Source organism: Enterobacter cloacae complex sp. P17RS (assembly GCF_014895885.1).
GTDB classification, from domain to species: domain Bacteria; phylum Pseudomonadota; class Gammaproteobacteria; order Enterobacterales; family Enterobacteriaceae; genus Enterobacter; species Enterobacter bugandensis.
Genome location: NZ_JADBQK010000014.1, coordinates 1 through 18,637 on the forward strand (window position 1 = coordinate 1; position 18,637 = coordinate 18,637).

The following is an 18,637-nucleotide window of genomic DNA, read 5'->3' on the forward strand; positions in this document are numbered from 1 at the left end:
TTACAAGCAGTCTTCGGTGGAGCGGTAGTTCAGTCGGTTAGAATACCTGCCTGTCACGCAGGGGGTCGCGGGTTCGAGTCCCGTCCGTTCCGCCACTTATTAAAAGCCCTGAGTTAACGCTCAGGGCTTTTTTCATATCTGACGATTAATTATTGCGAAATTAGCAAAAATCCTCTGCGTTTTACGATCTTTTTCTCTATAACACCGCCAGCGATAATCGTCCTCAGTTAACGAACATAACGATTGAGGAATATTATGACTCTCCCTGCATTCGGTCTTGGCACTTTCCGCCTGAAAGACGACGTAGTTATCGCATCAGTTAAAAGCGCTCTTGAACTTGGCTATCGCGCAATTGATACGGCACAGATCTATGAAAACGAAGCTGCCGTTGGACAGGCTCTTGAAGAGAGCGGTGTACCGCGTAATGAACTGTTCATCACCACCAAAATCTGGATCGAAAACCTCAGCAAAGACAAGCTCATTCCAAGCCTGAAAGAGAGCCTGAAGAAACTGCGTACCGACTATGTCGATCTGACGCTGATCCACTGGCCGTCACCGAACGATGCCGTTTCTGTGGAAGAGTTCATGCAGGCGCTGTTGGAAGCGAAAAAGCAGGGCCTGACCCGTGAAATTGGTATTTCCAACTTCACCATCCCGCTGATGGAAAAGGCGATTGCCGCTGTTGGCGCTGAGAATATTGCGACCAACCAGATCGAGCTGTCTCCATACCTGCAAAACCGCAAAGTCGTGGACTGGGCAAAACAGCACGGGATCCATATTACCTCTTACATGACGCTGGCCTACGGTAAGGCTCTGAAAGACGAGGTAATTATCCGTATCGCAGAGAAACATAACGCGACTGCTGCGCAGGTTATTCTGGCATGGGCAATGGGTGAAGGCTATGCCGTGATCCCATCATCAACCAAGCGCGAAAACCTGGCCAGCAACCTGCTAGCGCTGGATCTTCATCTGGATGACGATGATAAAAAAGCGATCGCAGCACTGGAGTGCAACGACCGCCTGGTGAGCCCGGAAGGTTTAGCCCCTGACTGGGATTAATAAGACCCTCCCTCTGTAACCCGAACCCTCACACAGCTCCTCCGGGAGCTGTTTTTATATGCTCGCTCAGGAAGTCGATAAAGGCGCGTATGCGCGTGCTTACCGCTCTGTCGCTGTAATACACCGCGCTGAAAGGCATCTCTACCGGCAAACGTTTATCGGCCATTAGCTCTACCAGTTCACCCCGCGCTATCTCTTTATCAATCATATAGTCTGACAAGCAGGCGATCCCATTCCCTTCCAGGCAAAGCTGCTTCAGCGTTTCTCCGCTGTTAGACGATAACCCGCAGGTAATTTCATGAAGCTGGCCATCATGACAGGCAACAGGCCAGGTGTTCAGCGACACCGGCTCCGTAAAGCCCAGGCACAGATGCCGCTTCAGTTCTTCAACCGTCTCCGGTTTACCATGTTCAGCAATATACTGTGGCGACGCGATAATTTTACGGTAGCTGGCAAACAGCGGGCGGGCCCGCAGGCTGGAATCCGTCAGGGTTCCCGCCCGAATAGCCACATCCACTTTCCGCTCGATGAGGTTAATAAACGTCTCGGACGAGACCAGAGAGAGCGTCATCTCCGGATAGCGTTCACGGAAAGGTTTGATTAACGGCATCAGAAAATGAAGCACAACCGGCGTGGCAGCATCAATGCGCAGCAACCCGCGCGGCGTGCTGCGGGTTTCCATAATCTCCGTCTCCGCTGCGGCCATCTCCTGCAGCACCGACTGCACGCGGCGGAAATAACGTTCCCCTTCTTCCGTCAGGCTGAGCTGCCGCGTCGTTCGGTTGAGCAGACTCACCCCAAGCTTCATCTCCAGCTTTTTCACCGAACGGCTAATGGCCGAGTTAGCCTGTCCCAGCTGCTCGGCTGCGCGGCTAAAGCTGCCGCTTTCGACGACGGCGACAAAGATTGTCAGCTCTTCAGACGTTGCTTTCATTGTTGCACCACCTGCAAAATTCTATTGATATTTTGACCATTTTTGTTATTTAAGCACTGGCGCATACTGCCTGTCATCTTAATCCTGATGATACGGAGTATTTTATGCCACTGGCGCTACTTGCCCTGACGATCAGTGCCTTTGCAATTGGCACGACCGAATTTGTTATCGTGGGACTGGTTCCCACCATCGCTAACCAGCTTGCCATCTCGCTGCCCTCAGCCGGATTGCTGGTGTCCATCTACGCCCTGGGCGTTGCCGTCGGCGCGCCAGTGCTGACGGCCCTGACCGGACGTTTTCCGCGTAAGCAGCTGTTAGTCGCGCTGATGGTGCTGTTTACCACCGGGAACATTCTGGCCTGGCAGGCACCGGACTATACCACGCTGGTGATTGCCCGCCTGCTGACCGGTCTGGCACACGGCGTGTTCTTCTCGATTGGTTCCACCATTGCAACCAGCCTGGTCCCCAAAGAGAAAGCGGCTTCAGCGATCGCGATCATGTTCGGTGGGTTGACCGTCGCACTGGTCACAGGCGTACCGTTGGGAACGTTTATCGGACAGCATTTCGGCTGGCGTGAAACTTTCCTGGCCGTCTCCTTACTGGGCGTTATCGCTCTGGTGACTAGCCTGCTGCTGGTACCATCGAATATTCCAGGCCGGGCGAGCGCCAGCCTGCGCGATCAGCTGAAAGTGCTTACCCATCCGCGTTTGCTTATCATCTATGCGGTTACGGCTCTGGGCTATGGCGGCGTATTCACTGCCTTCACCTTCCTGGCACCGATGATGCAGGACCTGGCGGGCTTCTCCCCGAATGCCGTGAGCTGGATTTTGCTGGGATACGGTATTTCTGTGGCCATTGGCAATATCTGGGGCGGTAAGCTTGCGGATAAGCATGGTGCGGTACCGGCGCTGAAATTTATCTTCGCCGCCCTGGTGGTTCTGCTGATGATTTTCCAGTTCACGGCTTCAATGCAATACGCCGCGCTGGTCACGGTACTGGTGATGGGGATCTTCGCCTTCGGTAATGTGCCAGGGCTTCAGGTTTACGTTGTCCAGAAAGCCGAGCTCTATACGCCGAATGCGGTGGATGTGGCATCCGGTCTGAATATTGCCGCTTTTAATATTGGTATCGCGCTGGGCTCCATTATTGGCGGACAAACCGTCGAACACTTCGGATTAACCCAGACCCCATGGATTGGCGCGGTGATTGTCCTGGTCGCCTTCCTGCTGATTGGCCTGAGTGGACGCCTCGATAAGCCAGCCCGCGTAGCGCTGGGATAACATCAGTAAGTGCTTGCTTACAAAACTGGAAAGCGGTTTCTCAGAAATTGCGTTGAAAGTGTGACCTAAAGTCCCTATAACATTAGAACCAGTCCGTTTTCAGGGCTGGTTCATGTTACAGGGGCTGTTTCCAAAAGTGCGAAAAAATACCTATGCCATGCGTTATGTTGCCGGAATGCCCGCGGAGAGGATCTTACCTCCGGGGTCGTTTGCGAGCATAAGCCAGGCATTACCCGCCGGCACACCGTTAAGCAGCGATGATAAAATCCGGGTTCTGGTCTGGAATATCTTCAAGCAGCAGCGCGCGGAGTGGTTATCGGTACTCAAAAATTTTGGAAAAGATGCCCACCTGGTTCTGCTCCAGGAGGCGCAAACTACCCCTGAACTGGTACGGTTTGCCACCACGAATTACCTTGCTGCCGACCAGGTGCCGGCATTTGTTCTGCCGCAGCATCCCTCTGGCGTAATGACGCTTTCTGCTGCCCATCCGGTCTACTGTTGCCCGCTCCGCGAGCGCGAACCTATCCTGCGTCTGGCGAAATCAGCGCTGGTGACGGTCTATCCTCTGCCGGATACCCGTATGCTGATGGTCGTCAATATCCACGCGGTAAACTTTAGCCTCGGCGTGGATGTGTATAGTAAGCAGTTACTTCCTATTGGCGATCAGATTGCGCATCACAGCGGGCCCATCATCATGGCAGGCGATTTTAATGCCTGGAGCCGTCCGCGCATGAATGCGCTGTATCGCTTTGCGCGCGAAATGTCGCTGCGTGAAGTTCGCTTCAGTGATGACCAGCGTAAAAAAGCTTTTGGTCGTCCTCTCGACTTTGTCTTCTATCGCGGTTTGAGCGTGCACGACGCCTCCGTTCTGGTGACGCGCGCTTCGGATCACAACCCTCTACTCGTTGAATTCAGTCCCGGCAAACCTGATAAATAATGGTGTGTCAGGTCTGCCGTGGGGCAGGCCGCGCGGGTGCTGCCCTTTTATTTTTAACCAACAAAGGACAGTACGATGACAACAACACACTCCCATCATGACAACGTAGAAAAACAGTTTGGTTCTCAGGCAAGTGCTTATCTGAGCAGCGCCGTGCATGCTTCAGGTCGCGATCTGGTGCGTCTCGGTGAACGTCTGGCGGCATTCCCGCAGGCGCACGTGCTGGACCTGGGATGTGGGGCAGGACACGCCAGCTTTACGGCTGCGCAGCAGGTAGCCCACGTTACCGCATATGATTTATCGAGCCAGATGCTGGACGTCGTTGCTGAGGCGGCGAAAGCGAAAGGGCTGAAAAATATAGATACGCGGCAGGGCTATGCGGAGTCTTTACCGTTTGATGACGCGTCGTTTGATGTCGCGATCAGCCGGTATTCCGCACACCACTGGCATGACGTCGGCCAGGCATTGCGCGAAGTCAGACGTGTTCTGAAGCCGGGTGGCACCTTCATCATTATGGACGTGATGTCTCCCGGACATCCGGTGCGTAATATCTGGCTGCAGACGGTCGAAGCGCTGCGCGACACCTCGCACGTGCAAAACTACGCCAGCGGGGAGTGGTTATCGTTTATCACTGAAGCCGGGCTGATTGCGCGCTCGTTAATAACAGACCGTTTACCGCTGGAGTTCAGCTCCTGGATAGCCCGTATGCGTACCCCGGAGGCGTTAAGCCAGGCGATTAGGCTTTACCAGGAGAGTGCGTCCGCAGAGGTGAAGGCGTACTTTGAACTGCAGGCGGATGGCTCATTTACGAGCGATACCATCATGGCTGAAGCGCAAAAAGCGGGATAAACAAAAAAGGCACCGAGGGGAATCGGTGCCTTTTTATCTTTCGATCGTGTTATCAGGAGTCTGGCGTGGCGCTGTTCTTCACAAACAGCGTCAGCTGGTCGCCCGGTTTCAGATTGTCAGTATCATTATTCCAGCGCATCACATCTTTGATGTTCACGCCGTGTCGTTTTGCGATACTGGACAGTGAATCGCCTTTGCGCACGCGATAGGTGATGCTATCGCTGTTGCTGGCGAGACGCTGTGCGCTGTTACCTGCACCCACCGTCAGTGTCTGACCCACCTTCAGCCCAGAGCTGCGCAGATTATTCCACTGCTGCAGATCTTTCGCCGTCACGCCAAGACGTGAGGCAATGCCTGAAAGGGTATCCCCTGAACGCACCTTATAGCTGCGGCTGCTAACGGATGAAGCATCGGCGATCAGCGTTGACTGAACGGCGGCAATCTCACCCGATGCTAAAGACTCACGTAACTGCGCCGCATGTTTCTGCGGAACCATCACATACTGCGGGCCGCTTGCCCCCAGCGTCGAGCCTTTGACGCCTGCATTAAAGGTTTTCAATTTACTTACCGACATACCCGTCATATCAGCAACTTGTTGAATATCAACCGGATTGCTGAGGCGCACGCGCGCCAGTGCACGACTTTCGTCTGGTGTTGGCAGTTGTACACCGTAACGCTTGCTGTTCTTGAGAATATCGCTCAAGGCCAGCATCTTCGGTACGTAAATCTTCGTTTCCTGTGGCAGTGAGAGCGACCAAAAATCGGTGGATTTACCCCGTGCTTTATTCGCTTTCATTGCCTTCAGTACACGACCTTCGCCACTGTTATACGCTGCGACCGTTAACAGCCAGTCGCCGTCAAACATCTTGTTCAGACGTTGCATCATGTCGAGAGCGGCTGTCGTTGAAGCGACAACATCGCGACGCGCATCATAGTTGCGGGTCTGTTTCAGACCATAGTTTCGCCCGGTGCTCGGAATGATCTGCCAAATGCCTGCGGCATTGGCGCCAGACGTCGCGTGTGGGTCAAAAGCGCTCTCCACTATGGGTAGGAGTACCAGCTCCATAGGCATGTTACGTTTTTTAACTTGCCCGGCTATCCAGTACATATACGGCTCTGCCCGTAACGTTACATCGTGGAGATAGCTCTTATTTCTTAAATACTTCTGTTTCTGTTCGCGAATCCGGCTGTTTTCCGGAATTCCCATCTTTAGCTCGTCGCCAATAGAGGTCCACAAGTCTTGCTCCTGCGCGAAAGATGTCCCATCGTCCATCCAGCGCGCCGAACTTGTAAACTTCCCTGCTTCCCCTTGACCAGCTGCAGAAAGGCTCTGTGCGTGCTGTTGTACGTTGCTGCCGTTCTGCGACTGGCAACCTACAAGCAGGACAGAGGCGAGTAATATCGCTTTTGCCTTCATGTGTGTGTCAATAGTTGCTTAAAAGACGAGCGATGATAACGGCGAAATTTTGAAAAGGCAACCCGCATTTATCTGAAGTTATCTTTCTTTGACCTTAACCATGCAAATCGCTGTTCTGGTTGTTGCAAATTTGTTTCTTGGTTAATTTTATTAATTAAATCAATATCATCTGTTCGTAAAAATAAATTAATCTGGCGCTCATTTTTCAGAATTACGGGCAGTGTATTTTGGTTTTTTGCACGTAACTCCTTCACTTTGTGATAATAATCCTGAATCGCCCGATCCTCAGGTAAGAGGCTTGCAGCAAACTTCATATTTCCTAATGTATACTCATGGGCGCAACAAATAAGGGTATCATCCGGTAACGCACTAATCTTTTGTAAAGACTGATACATCTGTTCCGGTGTACCTTCAAACAGTCTTCCGCAGCCGCCAGAGAACAAGGTGTCGCCACAAAAAAGATAAGGTTTGCTGTAGAAACACAGATGTCCCAAAGTGTGACCCGGTGTAGCAAATACGGAAAACTCCCACTCGTGGATGAGGATATTTTCGCCTTCTTCGACTACTTGCGTCGTTCCCTTATTTTGTGTCTCAGCCGGTCCGTACACCACAAGATGCGGAAATTGGGCGCGCAGTTCCTGCACGCCGCCAGTATGATCGTTATGATGATGCGTCAACAGAATGGCGTCAGGCTGCCAGCCGTTATCATTTATGGCGCGCAGTACAGGGGCGGATTCGCCGGGATCGACAATGACGCATCGACGATCGTCATCGACCAAAACCCAGATGTAATTGTCCTCAAAAGCGGGAATACTGATAAGATTCATACATTACCTCTTATAGCGTGGCGGGTGTTTTGATGAAACCGGCAAGGATACCTCAGACTGTCGCAGCACCGGAACGTTGGGCGGAATTGCCCTGGGGTGAATACTATCGCGAGGCACTGGAGCAGCAGCTGAAGCCCTGGCTCGCGAAAATGTATGGCTTTCACCTGCTTAAGATTGGCAATCTCAGCGCGGAAATCAATACCGAAAGCTGCGCTATCTCACATCAGGTTAACGTCTCTCTCGGCGGATCGCCGGTTCAGGTGAAGGCAGACCCGTTGCATCTGCCATTTGCAGAGAAATCCGTTGATGCATGCCTTCTTGCACACGCGTTGCCCTGGTGCAGCGATCCTCACCGTATGCTGCGTGAAGCCGATCGCGTTCTGATTGATGACGGCTGGCTGATCCTCAGCGGATTCAATCCGCTGAGTCTGATGGGGCTGCGCAAGCTGGTGCCCGTGCTGCGCCGAACGCCACCCTATAACAGCCGAATGTTCACCATGATGCGCCAGCTCGACTGGCTTTCACTGCTGAACTTTGAAGTGCTCTGCTACGGCGGTTTTCAGGTACTGCCGTGGGCGCGGAAGGGGGGAGTGTTGTTAAGCACGCATTTGCCCGCCTTAGGCTGCATGCAGTTTATCGTCGCGCGTAAGCGAACTATCCCCCTTACGCTTAACCCGATGAAGCAGAGCAAATCGAAAACGCCTATCCGGCAGACCGTTGGCGCAACGCGGCAGTACAGAAAGCCCTGATCAGGATTCAGGCTGGTAGCCTGCATCCTCATGGGCCGGGTTTAAAGCCGCCGCGCGCGCCAGTTCGTCGCAGCGTTCGTTCTCAGGGTGACCAGCATGCCCTTTTACCCATTCCCATTTTATTTGGTGCTGACCTAATGCCGCATCCAGCCGCTTCCAGAGATCGACATTTTTAACCGGCTTTTTATCCGCAGTTTTCCAGCCGCGTTTTTTCCAGTTGTGGATCCACTGGGTGATACCCTGGCGCACGTACTGGCTGTCGGTACTGAGCACCACGTCGCAGTGTTCTTTTAAGGCTTCCAGCGCCACAATGGCCGCCATCAACTCCATACGGTTGTTGGTGGTCAGGAAATAGCCTTCGCTAAAAGTTTTTTCATGCTGGCGATAGCGCATAATCGCGCCGTAGCCGCCGGGCCCTGGGTTGCCGAGACAAGATCCATCGGTGAAAATTTCTACCTGTTTACGCATCTCTGGTAGACTTCCTGTATTTGAAACGTTCAGTTAAACGATAAGTCTGACATAAATGACCGCTATGAGCACTGCAATTACTCGCCAGATTGTCCTCGATACCGAAACCACCGGTATGAACCAGATCGGCGCGCACTACGAAGGGCATAAGATCATTGAGATCGGTGCCGTTGAAGTGGTGAACCGTCGTCTCACGGGGAACAACTTCCATGTGTATCTCAAACCCGATCGGCTGGTGGATCCAGAGGCGTTCGGCGTTCACGGTATTGCCGATGAGTTCTTGCTGGATAAACCGACCTTTGGAGAGGTGGCAGACGAGTTTCTGGAATACATCAAAGGCGCCGAACTCATCATCCATAACGCCTCGTTCGATATCGGCTTTATGGACTATGAGTTTAGTAAGCTCCATCGCGATATTCCGAAAACAAACACCTTTTGCAAAGTGACCGATAGCCTGGCGCTGGCGAGGAAGATGTTTCCCGGCAAGCGTAACAGCCTCGATGCGCTCTGTTCACGTTACGAAATAGACAACACCAAGCGAACGCTGCACGGGGCATTGCTCGATGCCCAGATCCTGGCCGACGTCTATCTGGCAATGACCGGCGGACAGACGTCGATGAAGTTCAGCATGGAAAATGAGTCACAGCAGACGCAGGGCGAAGCGGGCATTCAGCGCGTTGTCCGTCAGGCAAGCCGCTTGCGGGTTGTTTTAGCCAGTGATGAAGAGCTACTTAACCATGAATCCCGCCTCGACCTGGTGCAGAAGAAGGGCGGAAGCTGTATGTGGCGCGCCTGAAAAAACGCCACAATGCCTGTAAAATCATCGGTTGGGTGAATTTTGCAGCAAACGATTCAAAACGTGAGAAAAAGCGTTGACGAGATCGGAGGCACACCGTAATATGCGCCTCGTTCCCCAAGCGGGAACAGTGGAGCGGTAGTTCAGTCGGTTAGAATACCTGCCTGTCACGCAGGGGGTCGCGGGTTCGAGTCCCGTCCGTTCCGCCACTATTCAGGCCCACGTTATTTATAACGTGGGCCTTTTTCATATCTGTACTTTTTCGTCTGCGCGTTCGATCTTCGCGACTTTCCTTTGCGAGGCGCGAGAGCAGAGGGCAATGCCAAACAGAATCAGTACCGTGCTGACCAGATGATACGAGTGCAACGTAACGTGCAGGAACATCACGCTGAACAGACCGCCGCTCAGCGGAATAAGGTGGGAATAAATCTCCCCGCGGGTTGCACCGATAGCCGCAATGCCTTTATTCCACAGCAGGTAAGAGAGCCAGGAAGGAAAGACTACCAGGTACATCAGCCCGCTTAAAAAGCCCGGTGCGGTATAGGCCGTCCACTCAGGTAAGCCGGTCTTTATCAACGATATCGCCAGTACCGGTAACAACACCAGGGCACCGAGGACCGCGCTCACGGCCACAAAGACATTCCCACCGACGCTTTTCGGCTTCATCCGCAAGAAAGCACAATAAACGGCCCAGCTGGCGGCAGAGCCCATGGTCCAGATATCGCCGCGATTCAGATTTTTAAGCGTATCCAGATGCAGCAGATCGCCCTGCATGACCAGCCAGACGACGCCCAATGAACTGAGAACAACGCCAGCAATATTCTGTACTGATATTTGCTCTTTAAAGACCAGCTTATTTATCAATAAAACCAGGGCAGGCGTTGTAGATAAATAAATAGCTGCATTAAGAGATGAAGTATATTGCAGACCGATATACAGCGTGAGTGGGAACATAACCTGTCCGCACAGCGCAAGAAATATGATCGTACCTTTCGCCTTTTTCATCATCGGCCACTGGACGCGAATCTGTCTGATATAAAGCATCGATAAAAGAAGAGCCGTAATTATCCAGCGTGCGGCGGATAATATAATCGGGTCTGCATGCGCCACCAGTAAATGACCGACGACATAATTACCCCCCCAAAAACAGGCCGCGAGACTGAGTAAAAAATAGGGCATAGAGGCTCCTGATAATAAACATTTTGTCTGCCTTTAGAGTACTGCCGGTGCAGAATTAAATGCTAATATAATATTTTCATCTCACGGTATTGGCTGAAACTATGAAGTTTACTCTCAGGCAACTTGAGTTCTACATTGCGTTAGCGGAAACATTACAAATTTCCAAAGCGGCCAGCCGTTGTCATATATCGCAATCTTCCATGACGGTCTCTATGCGCAACCTGGAGGAGGCGGTGAATGCCCCTCTCTTTATCCGTCATGCAAAAGGGATCCAGTTAACTCCCGTCGGCGAGCGATTTCTCAATCATGCCCGCAAGATCCTCCACGATAGCCGCGCGGCGGTGGAGGATCTCCATCAGCAGCCTGAGGCGATTAACGGCGTCGTGCGCATCGGCATTGCCGAAACCCTTTCCGCTTATCTGCTGCCCAATCTCTGGGGCGATATCGCGCAGCGTTTTCCGCTGCTGGAGACGGCATTTAATGAGGCGCCCGCATCGCAGCTGCTTCAGGCCTTGCGTCAGGGAGATCTCGATTTTTGTCTTTTGCTGACCTCCAATATCAGCCACGATAGTACGCTTGAGGTCGAAACGTGGATCCGTTCGCCGCGCCGGTTATGGACCGCCATCGGCCATCCTCTTCTCAGCGTGCCGGAGCTTCGGTTAAAGGATGTGGAAAAGGTGCCATTTCTGTTGCTGGTGACGGACGATTATCCCGATGTGATATCCGACTACTGGCAAAGCAGGGGCTGCCATCCTGACATTCATTTTCGCACCAACTCCTTTGAGGCGATTCGAAGTCTGGTCGCGCAGGGAAAGGGGGTGACGATTTTATCCGATCTGGTCTATCGCCCGTGGGCGCTCGGCGGTCAGCGAGTGATCCGGCGCACCATTGACGACTGCATTACCTATATGGATGTGGGCATCGTCAAAAACGTCGGGCAGCCGCTTTCGCCGGCCTGTTTGCGGTTGATGGATTTTTTACGACAGCAAACGGCACGCCTGGGCGAAGCGCGCTGAACTGCGTCCCTGAGATTTCCGTTATCCGCCAGATATTTCCTGATTTCCCTGAGGGCCTTCTTGCCCGCAGGTCGTGTATTCCGCTGCTGGGGATGAAGACAATAAGCGCCTTGCTTATTTTCTTTACCGAAACGGAATTGTGCTATGTCTGGTATCACCGCGAGCGGTATTCGTTCCCTGCTCGCCTCCCGTCCACTCTTGTTGGTTCTCTGCTGTGCCACCGCTTTGCCGGCATACGCTGAAGAGTCGATGACCGTTGAGGGGTATTATCGCGATCCCGCGTCATTTATCGCTCCGGCTCATACTCCAGCACAACAATTGCCTGCCAGCGACGGTGCGGGCGCGCTAAAAAACATCCCGGGTTTTTCCGTGCTGCGCAGCGGCGGGAGTAACGGCGATCCGGTGTTGCGCGGGATGTTCGGTTCCCGGCTGACGTTGCTTGCAGACGGCGTCAGCACACAGGGGGGCTGCGGCTCGCGCATGGATACCCCAACGGCCTATATCACTCCGCAAAGTTACGACACGATAACCGTCATCAAAGGCCCACAAAGCGTGCTCTGGGGGCCAATGGGGTCCGCCGGAACATTGCTTTTTGAACGCCAGCCGGACTATTTCAGCGTACCTGAGCTAAAAGGCAGCGCTGAGCTGCTGCGGGGCGCTAACGGACGCGCGGATCAAAACCTTAATCTCGCGTTTGGCGACCCGCGTGGCTACGTCCGCCTGGACGGTAATCATTCGGAGGCGGATGACTACCGGGATGGTCATGGCAATCGCGTGCCGGGCCTGTGGCGCAGATGGAACAGTGGCGTCACGGTTGGGCTCACGCCTGATGAGGACACGCTGGCGGAGCTAAGCGTGGGAGCCAGCGACGGTAAAGCCCGCTATGCGGGTCGGATGATGGATGGTAGCCGTTTTGCCCGTAAAAGCGCGGCGCTAAAACTGGAGAAATATCACCTGAGCGAGCACGTCAGCAAACTTAGCTGGCAGCTCTATGCCAATGATACTGACCACATCATGGATAACTACAGCCTGCGTCAGCCCGTTGGACCGAAGCGTAAGTCTGAAGTTGGCGGCGTGGTGATGGGCAGCCGCCTTGCCGGCGTGTGGGAAGATGAAACCACCACGCTTACCGCCGGCGCGGACGTAATGCGTAAAAGTCACCGTAAAAAAAGCGCTGGATCGTGGCGTGACGATGCCCGTTTTACCCAGGCGGGTCTGTTTAGCGAATGGCGCCAGTCCATTACGGCGGACGATACGGTCATCGTGGGTGCGAGACTGGATAGCATTCGCGCGGACGATCGGCGCAGCGCGCAAAATAGCTCCCGGCACGACCTCCTGCCCGGCGTATTCACGCGCTATGAGTATCGCGTACCTGACGCACCCGTCATGCTTTATAGCGGCATCGGTTATACCGAACGTTTTCCTGATTACTGGGAGCTATTTTCCGGCAAGGCTGGAGAACAAAGCTTTCGTCAGCTGAAAACAGAAAAGACCCTGCAATGGGATAGCGGCGTGCAGTTACACGGCGACAAGGTTAGCGCCTGGGCATCGGCCTATGTCGGGCGAACTACCGATTACATTTTGTTTGATTATAGCCGCACGCCGTCGCAGGCCAGCAACATCAATGCCGCCGTAATGGGCGCGGAGACGGGCGCAAGCTGGAGCCTGACGCCCAACTTGGCACTGACGGGAAGCCTGAGCTACGCCTGGGGCGAGAATCGTAGCGATAAACAGCCGCTGCCGCAGATGCCGCCGCTCGAAGGGCGGCTGGCGCTGGACTATACCGGGCAACAGTGGCGCACCGGATTACTCTGGCGTGTGGTTGCGCCGCAGCATCGCGTGGCGCAAAACAAAGGTAACGTCACCGGCCAGGATCTCGGCCCGAGCGCGGGGTTTGGTGTGCTTTCGTGGAGCGCGGGCTACACATTTAACGACCATTTTGAGTCCCGCGTGGGTATTGAGAATCTGTTCAATAAATACTACAGCGAGCACCTCAACCTGGCGGGCGCCAGCCAGTTCGGATACGCCGCAAATCAGCAAATCCCTGAACCGGGGCGCGTCTGGTGGCTGGCGATGACATACCATTTTTGATCCTGAGCGTCATTGCTGAGAGCGACCGTTGAGGCGTACGTTTGCCTCTACCGCCTGTTTACAGGCGGTTTTTTTATGTCAGATAGCAATATCGAACATTTGCGTTTTCGCCAGCAGGCAATAGAGCTGACAGTCGCTGTTTACCCCCAGTTTTTCCATCGCGCGCAGCTTATGGGCGCTGACGGTTTTATTACTCAAATGCAGCTGTCTGGCGATCTCTGTCAGACTCATCCCTTTGCAGAGCATACGCAACACATCAATTTCACGGGGCGAGAGCTCTTGCTCCGTTTGTGCGCCGGTCTGGAACAGGGAATGCATCAGCTCGCGCTCAATATAAACTTCCCCATTGATCACTGACGTCAGCGTTCTGCTCAGGGTTTTCTCACAGGTGTCCCGACTAATATAGGCTTTGGCGCCTGCCTCCAGCGACATGCGGATAAGCTGCGTGTTCTTGTAGGGTGAAAGCACAATGATTTTAAGCTGCGGATATTTACGGCTGAGCCATTTAATCAGCAATACGCCGTCCATTCCGTTGAGCGGGTTAACGGTTTGGCTGGTGGCAAGAGAAAAGCCAAGGAACAGAATGTCGACAGGCTGTTGGGATAGCAGTGAAAGCAGCTCAGATGGCGTTGCGGTATCGCCCTGAATGCAAAACTCCGGGCGGGGTGAGCCGTCGCTGAAAAGAGAGGGCATATTGGTGATCATGGATAAGACGCCACGACGGATAATGGTGTGCTCATCGGCAATAGCGATACGGACTTTCATGGTTTCTCCTTCGAAAATGTGGGTGACGGTAGGGATAACGCCGCCGGATGACCAGAAAGATACAGATCCTATGCAGAGCATTCTTTAGTACTTGTCAGATAATTCCTTCAGTGCGGTATCAAGTTGCTGCAGATTGGCTTCCATGCGCGCGCAGAAACGCGATGTCAGCGCAGGCAGGGCTTCAGCCGTTATGATCCCTGCCGCCAGCATCTCCGGCAACACTTCAATTGCCTGACAGGTGCGGGTGGCGTTGTGCATGGCAAAAAGGCTCCAGGAGGCCTTCAGACGATGCGCGAGCTGGCTTAGCGTTTGCGGTGACGGGGTGTTTTCCCGTAGCTGTCGAATATCAAGGGTAATGGCTTCGCGCATTTGCTGGCGCATCAGGGTCATGATCTCCGGTTGACCGTTGGCCAGACGCCGGAGTTCGCTGAGGTCAGGCCCCTGATTGCGCAGGCTGTATTGCTGCGCCAGCGCCTGATGCAGGGCATTGAGGGAGAGCGGTTTTCGCAATAACGCGTCCATTCCGGCATGTTTTGCCCGATCGTCCTCACTCTGCAGCGCGCTGGCGGTGTAACCGAGAATCGCGGCCGGCGCGGTGATGCTGCCGGCAATATCGCGCAGGAGTATTAACGATGTGAGTTGATAGCCGTCCATGAGGGCCATCTGGCAGTCGGTTATCAGGATATCCACCGGCTCGTTTTCCAGGTGCGCAAGCGCTTCGCCAGCGCTGGCGCAAGGAATAACCTCCTGACCCAGCTCCTGCAGCTGGAGCGCTAACACCGTCAGGTTTGCCGGAAAATCGTCAACGATCATGATGCGATGCGGTGGCAGTGGGGTTATTACAGGTGTCTCATCGGCCGTTGCCGCCGGGCTGGCGACATGGAGCGGTATGCTCACCGTCACCTGCGTACCGCTCCCCGCTTCGCTGGCTATCGTCAGCACGCCTCCCATCAGCTCGACTAACTGGTAACAGATCGCCAGCCCCAGCCCGCTGCTTTGCGGCGTGCTGCTGTCAGTCTGAAACCACGGCTGGCCGAGGTGTGGAAGGGCATCGGCCGGGATACCGATGCCAGTGTCGCGAATCAACAGCTGCAAATGTTCACCGTTGAGCTCGGCGTGAAAAACAATTTCTCCCTGCGGCGTATATTTAATGGCGTTGCCCAACAGATTAGCGATGATCTGATTCAGCCGTGCTTTATCGAACAGGAACCAGCCGTCGTGCGGCACGTTCAACTCGCTGCGCCAGTGGAGACCTTTAGCGTTGGCGCTGCTGGCAAAAATCTCCGCGCTGGCGTTAAGCGTCTGCCACAGGGGCCAGGCCTGTGGCTCCAGCCTTAACTCGCCTGCTTCAATGCGCGACAAATCCAGTACGCCGCCAATCACGTCGCGCAATGACCCGGCTGCCTGCCAGGCGATGTTGAGGGACTCGCTTTTGTCGCGCTCCATCTCAAGCAGGCCCAGCATGGCGTTGAGCGGGGTACGAATGTCATGGCTCATGCGGGCGAGGAAGTTCGATTTTTCAGTGCTGGCCTGCTCCGCCTGCGCCAGCGCCTGATTGAGCGCAGCTGTCAGCGCGGCTTTTTCAGTGATATCGATCCAGCCTCCGACCACGCCCTGAGGCCGCCCCCGCGTATCGGTATAGCGGCAAAGCCACCAGTAAAGGGTGGAATTGTTCTGGGTGGTTTCACCCGTTAACGGCGACGCGGCATGGAGCAGCGAGAGGCGATGCGGCAACGTAAACTGTTGGGCAAGCTCGCCCAAAGGCAGGCTGGAAAAGGGGGCGCCCTCTTCGGGTAGTGCCGTGAGTAACGGTGAGTGAATAAAGGAGTCGTTATAGCGCGTCAGCCGCCCGGACGGATCGCAGACAAACAGCGGCACCGGGACATTGTTCATCAGAGTTTGCCAGAGTGAGAGCGCGTTGTGCAGCTCTGCCGTGTCCCGCTCGCGCTGGCGTCGCTGGCTCTGCGCGGCGCTAAAGGTCAGCAGGGCGACGAATGCTGCGCAAATCGCCACCACGGCGAGCATGACCAGCCATAGCGATTGCACCGGGGCGGTGGGTGTCGTCTGTACGGCCTGCGACAGGTTAAGGCTCGCGTAGATATCAGCCTGCGTTACGGACGCCATGACCGCATTCACCCTTTTGGCATCCGCCGGGTCAGAAATATTTGGTACAAACCATAGCGGCACTTCCGGCAGCGCCAGCGGCGTCAGCGACAGATTGCTGGCGTTATGCTGGCGCAGCAGGTGATGGAGTATAAACGCATCGCCCGCAAGCCCGTCCGCGCCTCCGGCTTTGAGCAATTCAAAACCCTGATCGAGCGAGTTAACCAGCACCAGGTTATCCGCAGGTAACGCCTGACGCAATAACGTGACGAGCGGAGAGATGCGTATGACGGCAATCCGCTTATGCTGTAATGCGGACAAGGAGCCGGAAAGCGGGTTGCTGTCCTCACTGAGCAGGGCCCAGCTCAGTGAGTCAAACGTGATGGCACTCTTTGACGGTGGCGTCGCGCTGGCGACTATGCGCAACGTGTTCTCCGCATACTGAAGCGGGGGCGCATCAAGGTTGAAGGTCAGGCTATACAGGTTGGACGGAAACAGATTGAGCAGCAGATCGCGCCATACCCCCTGAATATGCCCGTCAGGCGTGAGCGTGACCATTGGCGGCGAAATAGCGGGAAGCAAAACGTGCAGCGTGATTTTGGGCGCATTTTCCTTCACGGGGGAATGGCGGGCGTCAAAGACGCTGCCGTCCGGCAAAAGCCACTTTTGTTCCAGCCATTCAGCATCTTCCGGGTTAAGGGTGTGAATACGCTCGTTGAAGATTTCCAGCGTGTTTGCCTGCTCAGGCAGAGCCCAGGCACGAAAATGTAGCGGGGGAGTATCGTCCAGCGGCGTCAGGGTCAGCGTGGTGGCGGGGGAGTGGATCAGCCAGTTACGTAAAACAAACTCCGGGGCGATGAATTCCCGCGCTTTCCCTGCTGCCAGCTGCCTGACGTTTTCTCCCGGAGAGGCTGAACCCGTCGCAGAGCAGCGGGTCGCGACCTCTGACGGTAATTCCGGAAAGCACAGTGTACCGCCGTGTCCCTCTTTTATGCTCAGGGACGCCAGCGGGAAAGCGAACATTGGCTCGCTGGCGACCAGATCGGCTGCAGGACGCCGGGCGGCAATTAACACATCGATGCGCTTTCGCTTCAACGCATCCAGCGCTGTTGCCGGGTCGCTAAAACGCTGGACGTCCGGCAGCGTCGTATTGCTAAACAATATGCTGAGTTCATCATCCAGAATGCCCGGCGGCCGATCGATTACGAGAAAAGGCGGCGCGGCGCTCAGCAGGCCCACGCGCAGCGTGCCAGCCGCCGCGTGCCCGCTTATCAGCATGAGGATAAATAATGTCGCCAGCCAGCCTCTGCGCATGCTCAGCTAACCAGCCCCAGACTTTGCGCGCACTGGAGCAGCTCGAAATCATTCCTGGCGTTGAGTTTGCTCATGGCACTCTTTTTTTGCGTACTGATGGTCTGCTTCGTCCGGTTAAGCTGGGCGCTGATCTCGTTTACGGTGAAACCGCGCACCAGCAGGCGCAGCACTTCTGTTTCCCGTTCGGTCAACTGTGCCTGAGGCTTCACCGGTTCGATTTGCCCCCGCAGGGTGCTGCGCAGCGTCTGCAGCAGATTGTTGGACAAACTGGCTTTGTTGAGAACGGCATGCACCCCGCTGCGCCGCAGCGAGTCCAGAAGCTCAGGATTGGTGATCATGGTGACCACCACAATCATGCTCTGCGGATAATGGCGAATCAGCGAGCGGATCATGGTTAATCCGTCCGGGCTGCGCGTGCCGGGCATACTCAGGTCGGTGATGATGATATCGACAGGCTCGCTCGCCAGTTTATTCATGAGTTCATCAGCACTGAGCGCTTCGTGAACGACCCGATAAAGGTCCGGGCGCGTCTGCAGCAATGTGCGCAAGCCTAATAAATAGACAGGGTGGTCGTCGGCAATCAGAACTGTTTTTAGCATGACATCCGATCCGGCAAGGAAAAGACAGGTGTTCACCGCACATCTTAGCGAATGGCGCTTTAGCATCACTCTTACAGTGTAGAGCAGAGTGAGGTGAAAAAGAGTAGCTAAAAAGTGGTGGGCTGTATAGTTGCTGGGGGGCATCAGCCGATCCTGATGGAAAACCGAAAGGTAAAGTAACGACGTTTTCACATTCTATGATAGAGATTTTTTCCGGAGCAGCTGAATGGTTTGTTATTTATCGCGAAATAGCG

General features: G+C 54.5%; 16 protein-coding genes and 2 tRNA genes. 10 read left to right on the top strand and 8 right to left on the bottom strand.

Annotated elements, in window-relative coordinates; translation table 11 throughout:
* The first annotated feature begins 18 nt into the window (after positions 1 to 18).
* Together IM265_RS12470 and dkgB are read left to right on the top strand one after the other, a co-directional pair.
* Positions 19 to 95: transfer RNA gene (locus IM265_RS12470), tRNA-Asp, on the top strand.
* Positions 96 to 255: 160 nt separating this feature from the next.
* On the top strand, positions 256 to 1,059 hold the full coding sequence (gene dkgB / locus IM265_RS12475) for a 2,5-didehydrogluconate reductase DkgB (protein WP_193031472.1): 804 nt from the start codon (positions 256 to 258) through the stop codon (positions 1,057 to 1,059).
* 28 nt (positions 1,060 to 1,087) lie between these two features.
* On the opposite strand, the gene yafC is transcribed toward dkgB, so the two are convergent.
* Positions 1,088 to 1,993, bottom strand: coding sequence for a DNA-binding transcriptional regulator YafC (yafC, locus tag IM265_RS12480; protein WP_041911177.1), 906 nt, complete (start codon positions 1,991 to 1,993; stop codon positions 1,088 to 1,090).
* Between the two features lie 104 nt (positions 1,994 to 2,097).
* Here yafC and IM265_RS12485 point away from each other — a divergent pair, with 104 nt between their 5' ends.
* The 3 genes from IM265_RS12485 (at position 2,098) to IM265_RS12495 (ending at position 5,059) form a co-directional block, all read left to right on the top strand.
* A complete protein-coding gene (locus IM265_RS12485; protein WP_193031470.1) occupies positions 2,098 to 3,273 on the top strand; it encodes an MFS transporter in 1,176 nt (391 codons plus the stop codon).
* A gap of 136 nt (positions 3,274 to 3,409) precedes the next feature.
* A complete protein-coding gene (locus IM265_RS12490) occupies positions 3,410 to 4,210 on the top strand; it encodes an endonuclease/exonuclease/phosphatase family protein (RefSeq protein WP_028015605.1) in 801 nt (266 codons plus the stop codon).
* 75 nt (positions 4,211 to 4,285) lie between these two features.
* On the top strand, positions 4,286 to 5,059 hold the full coding sequence (locus IM265_RS12495; protein ID WP_048960747.1) for a class I SAM-dependent methyltransferase: 774 nt from the start codon (positions 4,286 to 4,288) through the stop codon (positions 5,057 to 5,059).
* A 52-nt stretch (positions 5,060 to 5,111) separates the two neighbouring features.
* Here the strand turns inward: IM265_RS12495 and mltD are convergent, their stop codons facing one another.
* Both mltD and gloB read right to left on the bottom strand, forming a co-directional pair.
* Positions 5,112 to 6,476: a murein transglycosylase D gene (mltD, locus tag IM265_RS12500; RefSeq protein ID WP_041911175.1), complete on the bottom strand. Its 1,365-nt coding sequence runs from the start codon at positions 6,474 to 6,476 to the stop codon at positions 5,112 to 5,114.
* Between the two features lie 68 nt (positions 6,477 to 6,544).
* Positions 6,545 to 7,303: a hydroxyacylglutathione hydrolase gene (gene gloB, locus IM265_RS12505; RefSeq protein WP_059357725.1), complete on the bottom strand. Its 759-nt coding sequence runs from the start codon at positions 7,301 to 7,303 to the stop codon at positions 6,545 to 6,547.
* 32 nt (positions 7,304 to 7,335) lie between these two features.
* Here gloB and IM265_RS12510 point away from each other — a divergent pair, with 32 nt between their 5' ends.
* On the top strand, positions 7,336 to 8,052 hold the full coding sequence (locus IM265_RS12510) for a class I SAM-dependent methyltransferase (RefSeq protein ID WP_028015609.1): 717 nt from the start codon (positions 7,336 to 7,338) through the stop codon (positions 8,050 to 8,052).
* Here the strand turns inward: IM265_RS12510 and rnhA are convergent, their stop codons facing one another.
* A complete protein-coding gene (gene rnhA, locus IM265_RS12515) occupies positions 8,053 to 8,520 on the bottom strand; it encodes a ribonuclease HI (RefSeq protein WP_028015610.1) in 468 nt (155 codons plus the stop codon).
* Positions 8,521 to 8,584: 64 nt separating this feature from the next.
* On the opposite strand from rnhA, the gene dnaQ reads away from it, so the two are divergent.
* Both dnaQ and IM265_RS12525 read left to right on the top strand, forming a co-directional pair.
* Positions 8,585 to 9,316 (top strand): DNA polymerase III subunit epsilon, encoded by a 732-nt coding sequence (gene dnaQ / locus IM265_RS12520; RefSeq protein WP_028015611.1) that lies wholly within the window; start codon positions 8,585 to 8,587, stop codon positions 9,314 to 9,316.
* 132 nt (positions 9,317 to 9,448) lie between these two features.
* Positions 9,449 to 9,525, top strand: a tRNA-Asp gene (locus IM265_RS12525).
* 37 nt (positions 9,526 to 9,562) lie between these two features.
* Here the strand turns inward: IM265_RS12525 and IM265_RS12530 are convergent.
* Positions 9,563 to 10,495 carry a DMT family transporter gene (locus tag IM265_RS12530; protein ID WP_063155415.1) on the bottom strand — a complete coding sequence of 311 codons (933 nt, stop codon included), beginning with the start codon at positions 10,493 to 10,495 and terminating at the stop codon, positions 9,563 to 9,565.
* Between the two features lie 101 nt (positions 10,496 to 10,596).
* Here IM265_RS12530 and IM265_RS12535 point away from each other — a divergent pair, with 101 nt between their 5' ends.
* A complete protein-coding gene (locus IM265_RS12535) occupies positions 10,597 to 11,511 on the top strand; it encodes a LysR family transcriptional regulator (RefSeq protein WP_192979340.1) in 915 nt (304 codons plus the stop codon).
* Between the two features lie 144 nt (positions 11,512 to 11,655).
* The gene (locus tag IM265_RS12540; protein ID WP_192979339.1) at positions 11,656 to 13,602 is read left to right on the top strand and encodes a TonB-dependent copper receptor; all 1,947 of its coding nucleotides are present in this window, start codon (positions 11,656 to 11,658) and stop codon (positions 13,600 to 13,602) included.
* A gap of 78 nt (positions 13,603 to 13,680) precedes the next feature.
* Here the strand turns inward: IM265_RS12540 and IM265_RS12545 are convergent, their stop codons facing one another.
* The 3 genes from IM265_RS12545 to IM265_RS12555 all read right to left on the bottom strand — a co-directional run bounded on the left by IM265_RS12545 (position 13,681) and on the right by IM265_RS12555 (position 18,383).
* Positions 13,681 to 14,367, bottom strand: coding sequence for a response regulator transcription factor (locus IM265_RS12545; protein WP_041911170.1), 687 nt, complete (start codon positions 14,365 to 14,367; stop codon positions 13,681 to 13,683).
* 84 nt (positions 14,368 to 14,451) lie between these two features.
* Positions 14,452 to 17,784: an ATP-binding protein gene (locus IM265_RS12550; RefSeq protein WP_192979338.1), complete on the bottom strand. Its 3,333-nt coding sequence runs from the start codon at positions 17,782 to 17,784 to the stop codon at positions 14,452 to 14,454.
* Between the two features lie 2 nt (positions 17,785 to 17,786).
* The gene (locus IM265_RS12555) at positions 17,787 to 18,383 is read right to left on the bottom strand and encodes a response regulator transcription factor (RefSeq protein WP_028015617.1); all 597 of its coding nucleotides are present in this window, start codon (positions 18,381 to 18,383) and stop codon (positions 17,787 to 17,789) included.
* Between the last annotated feature and the right edge of the window lie 254 nt (positions 18,384 to 18,637).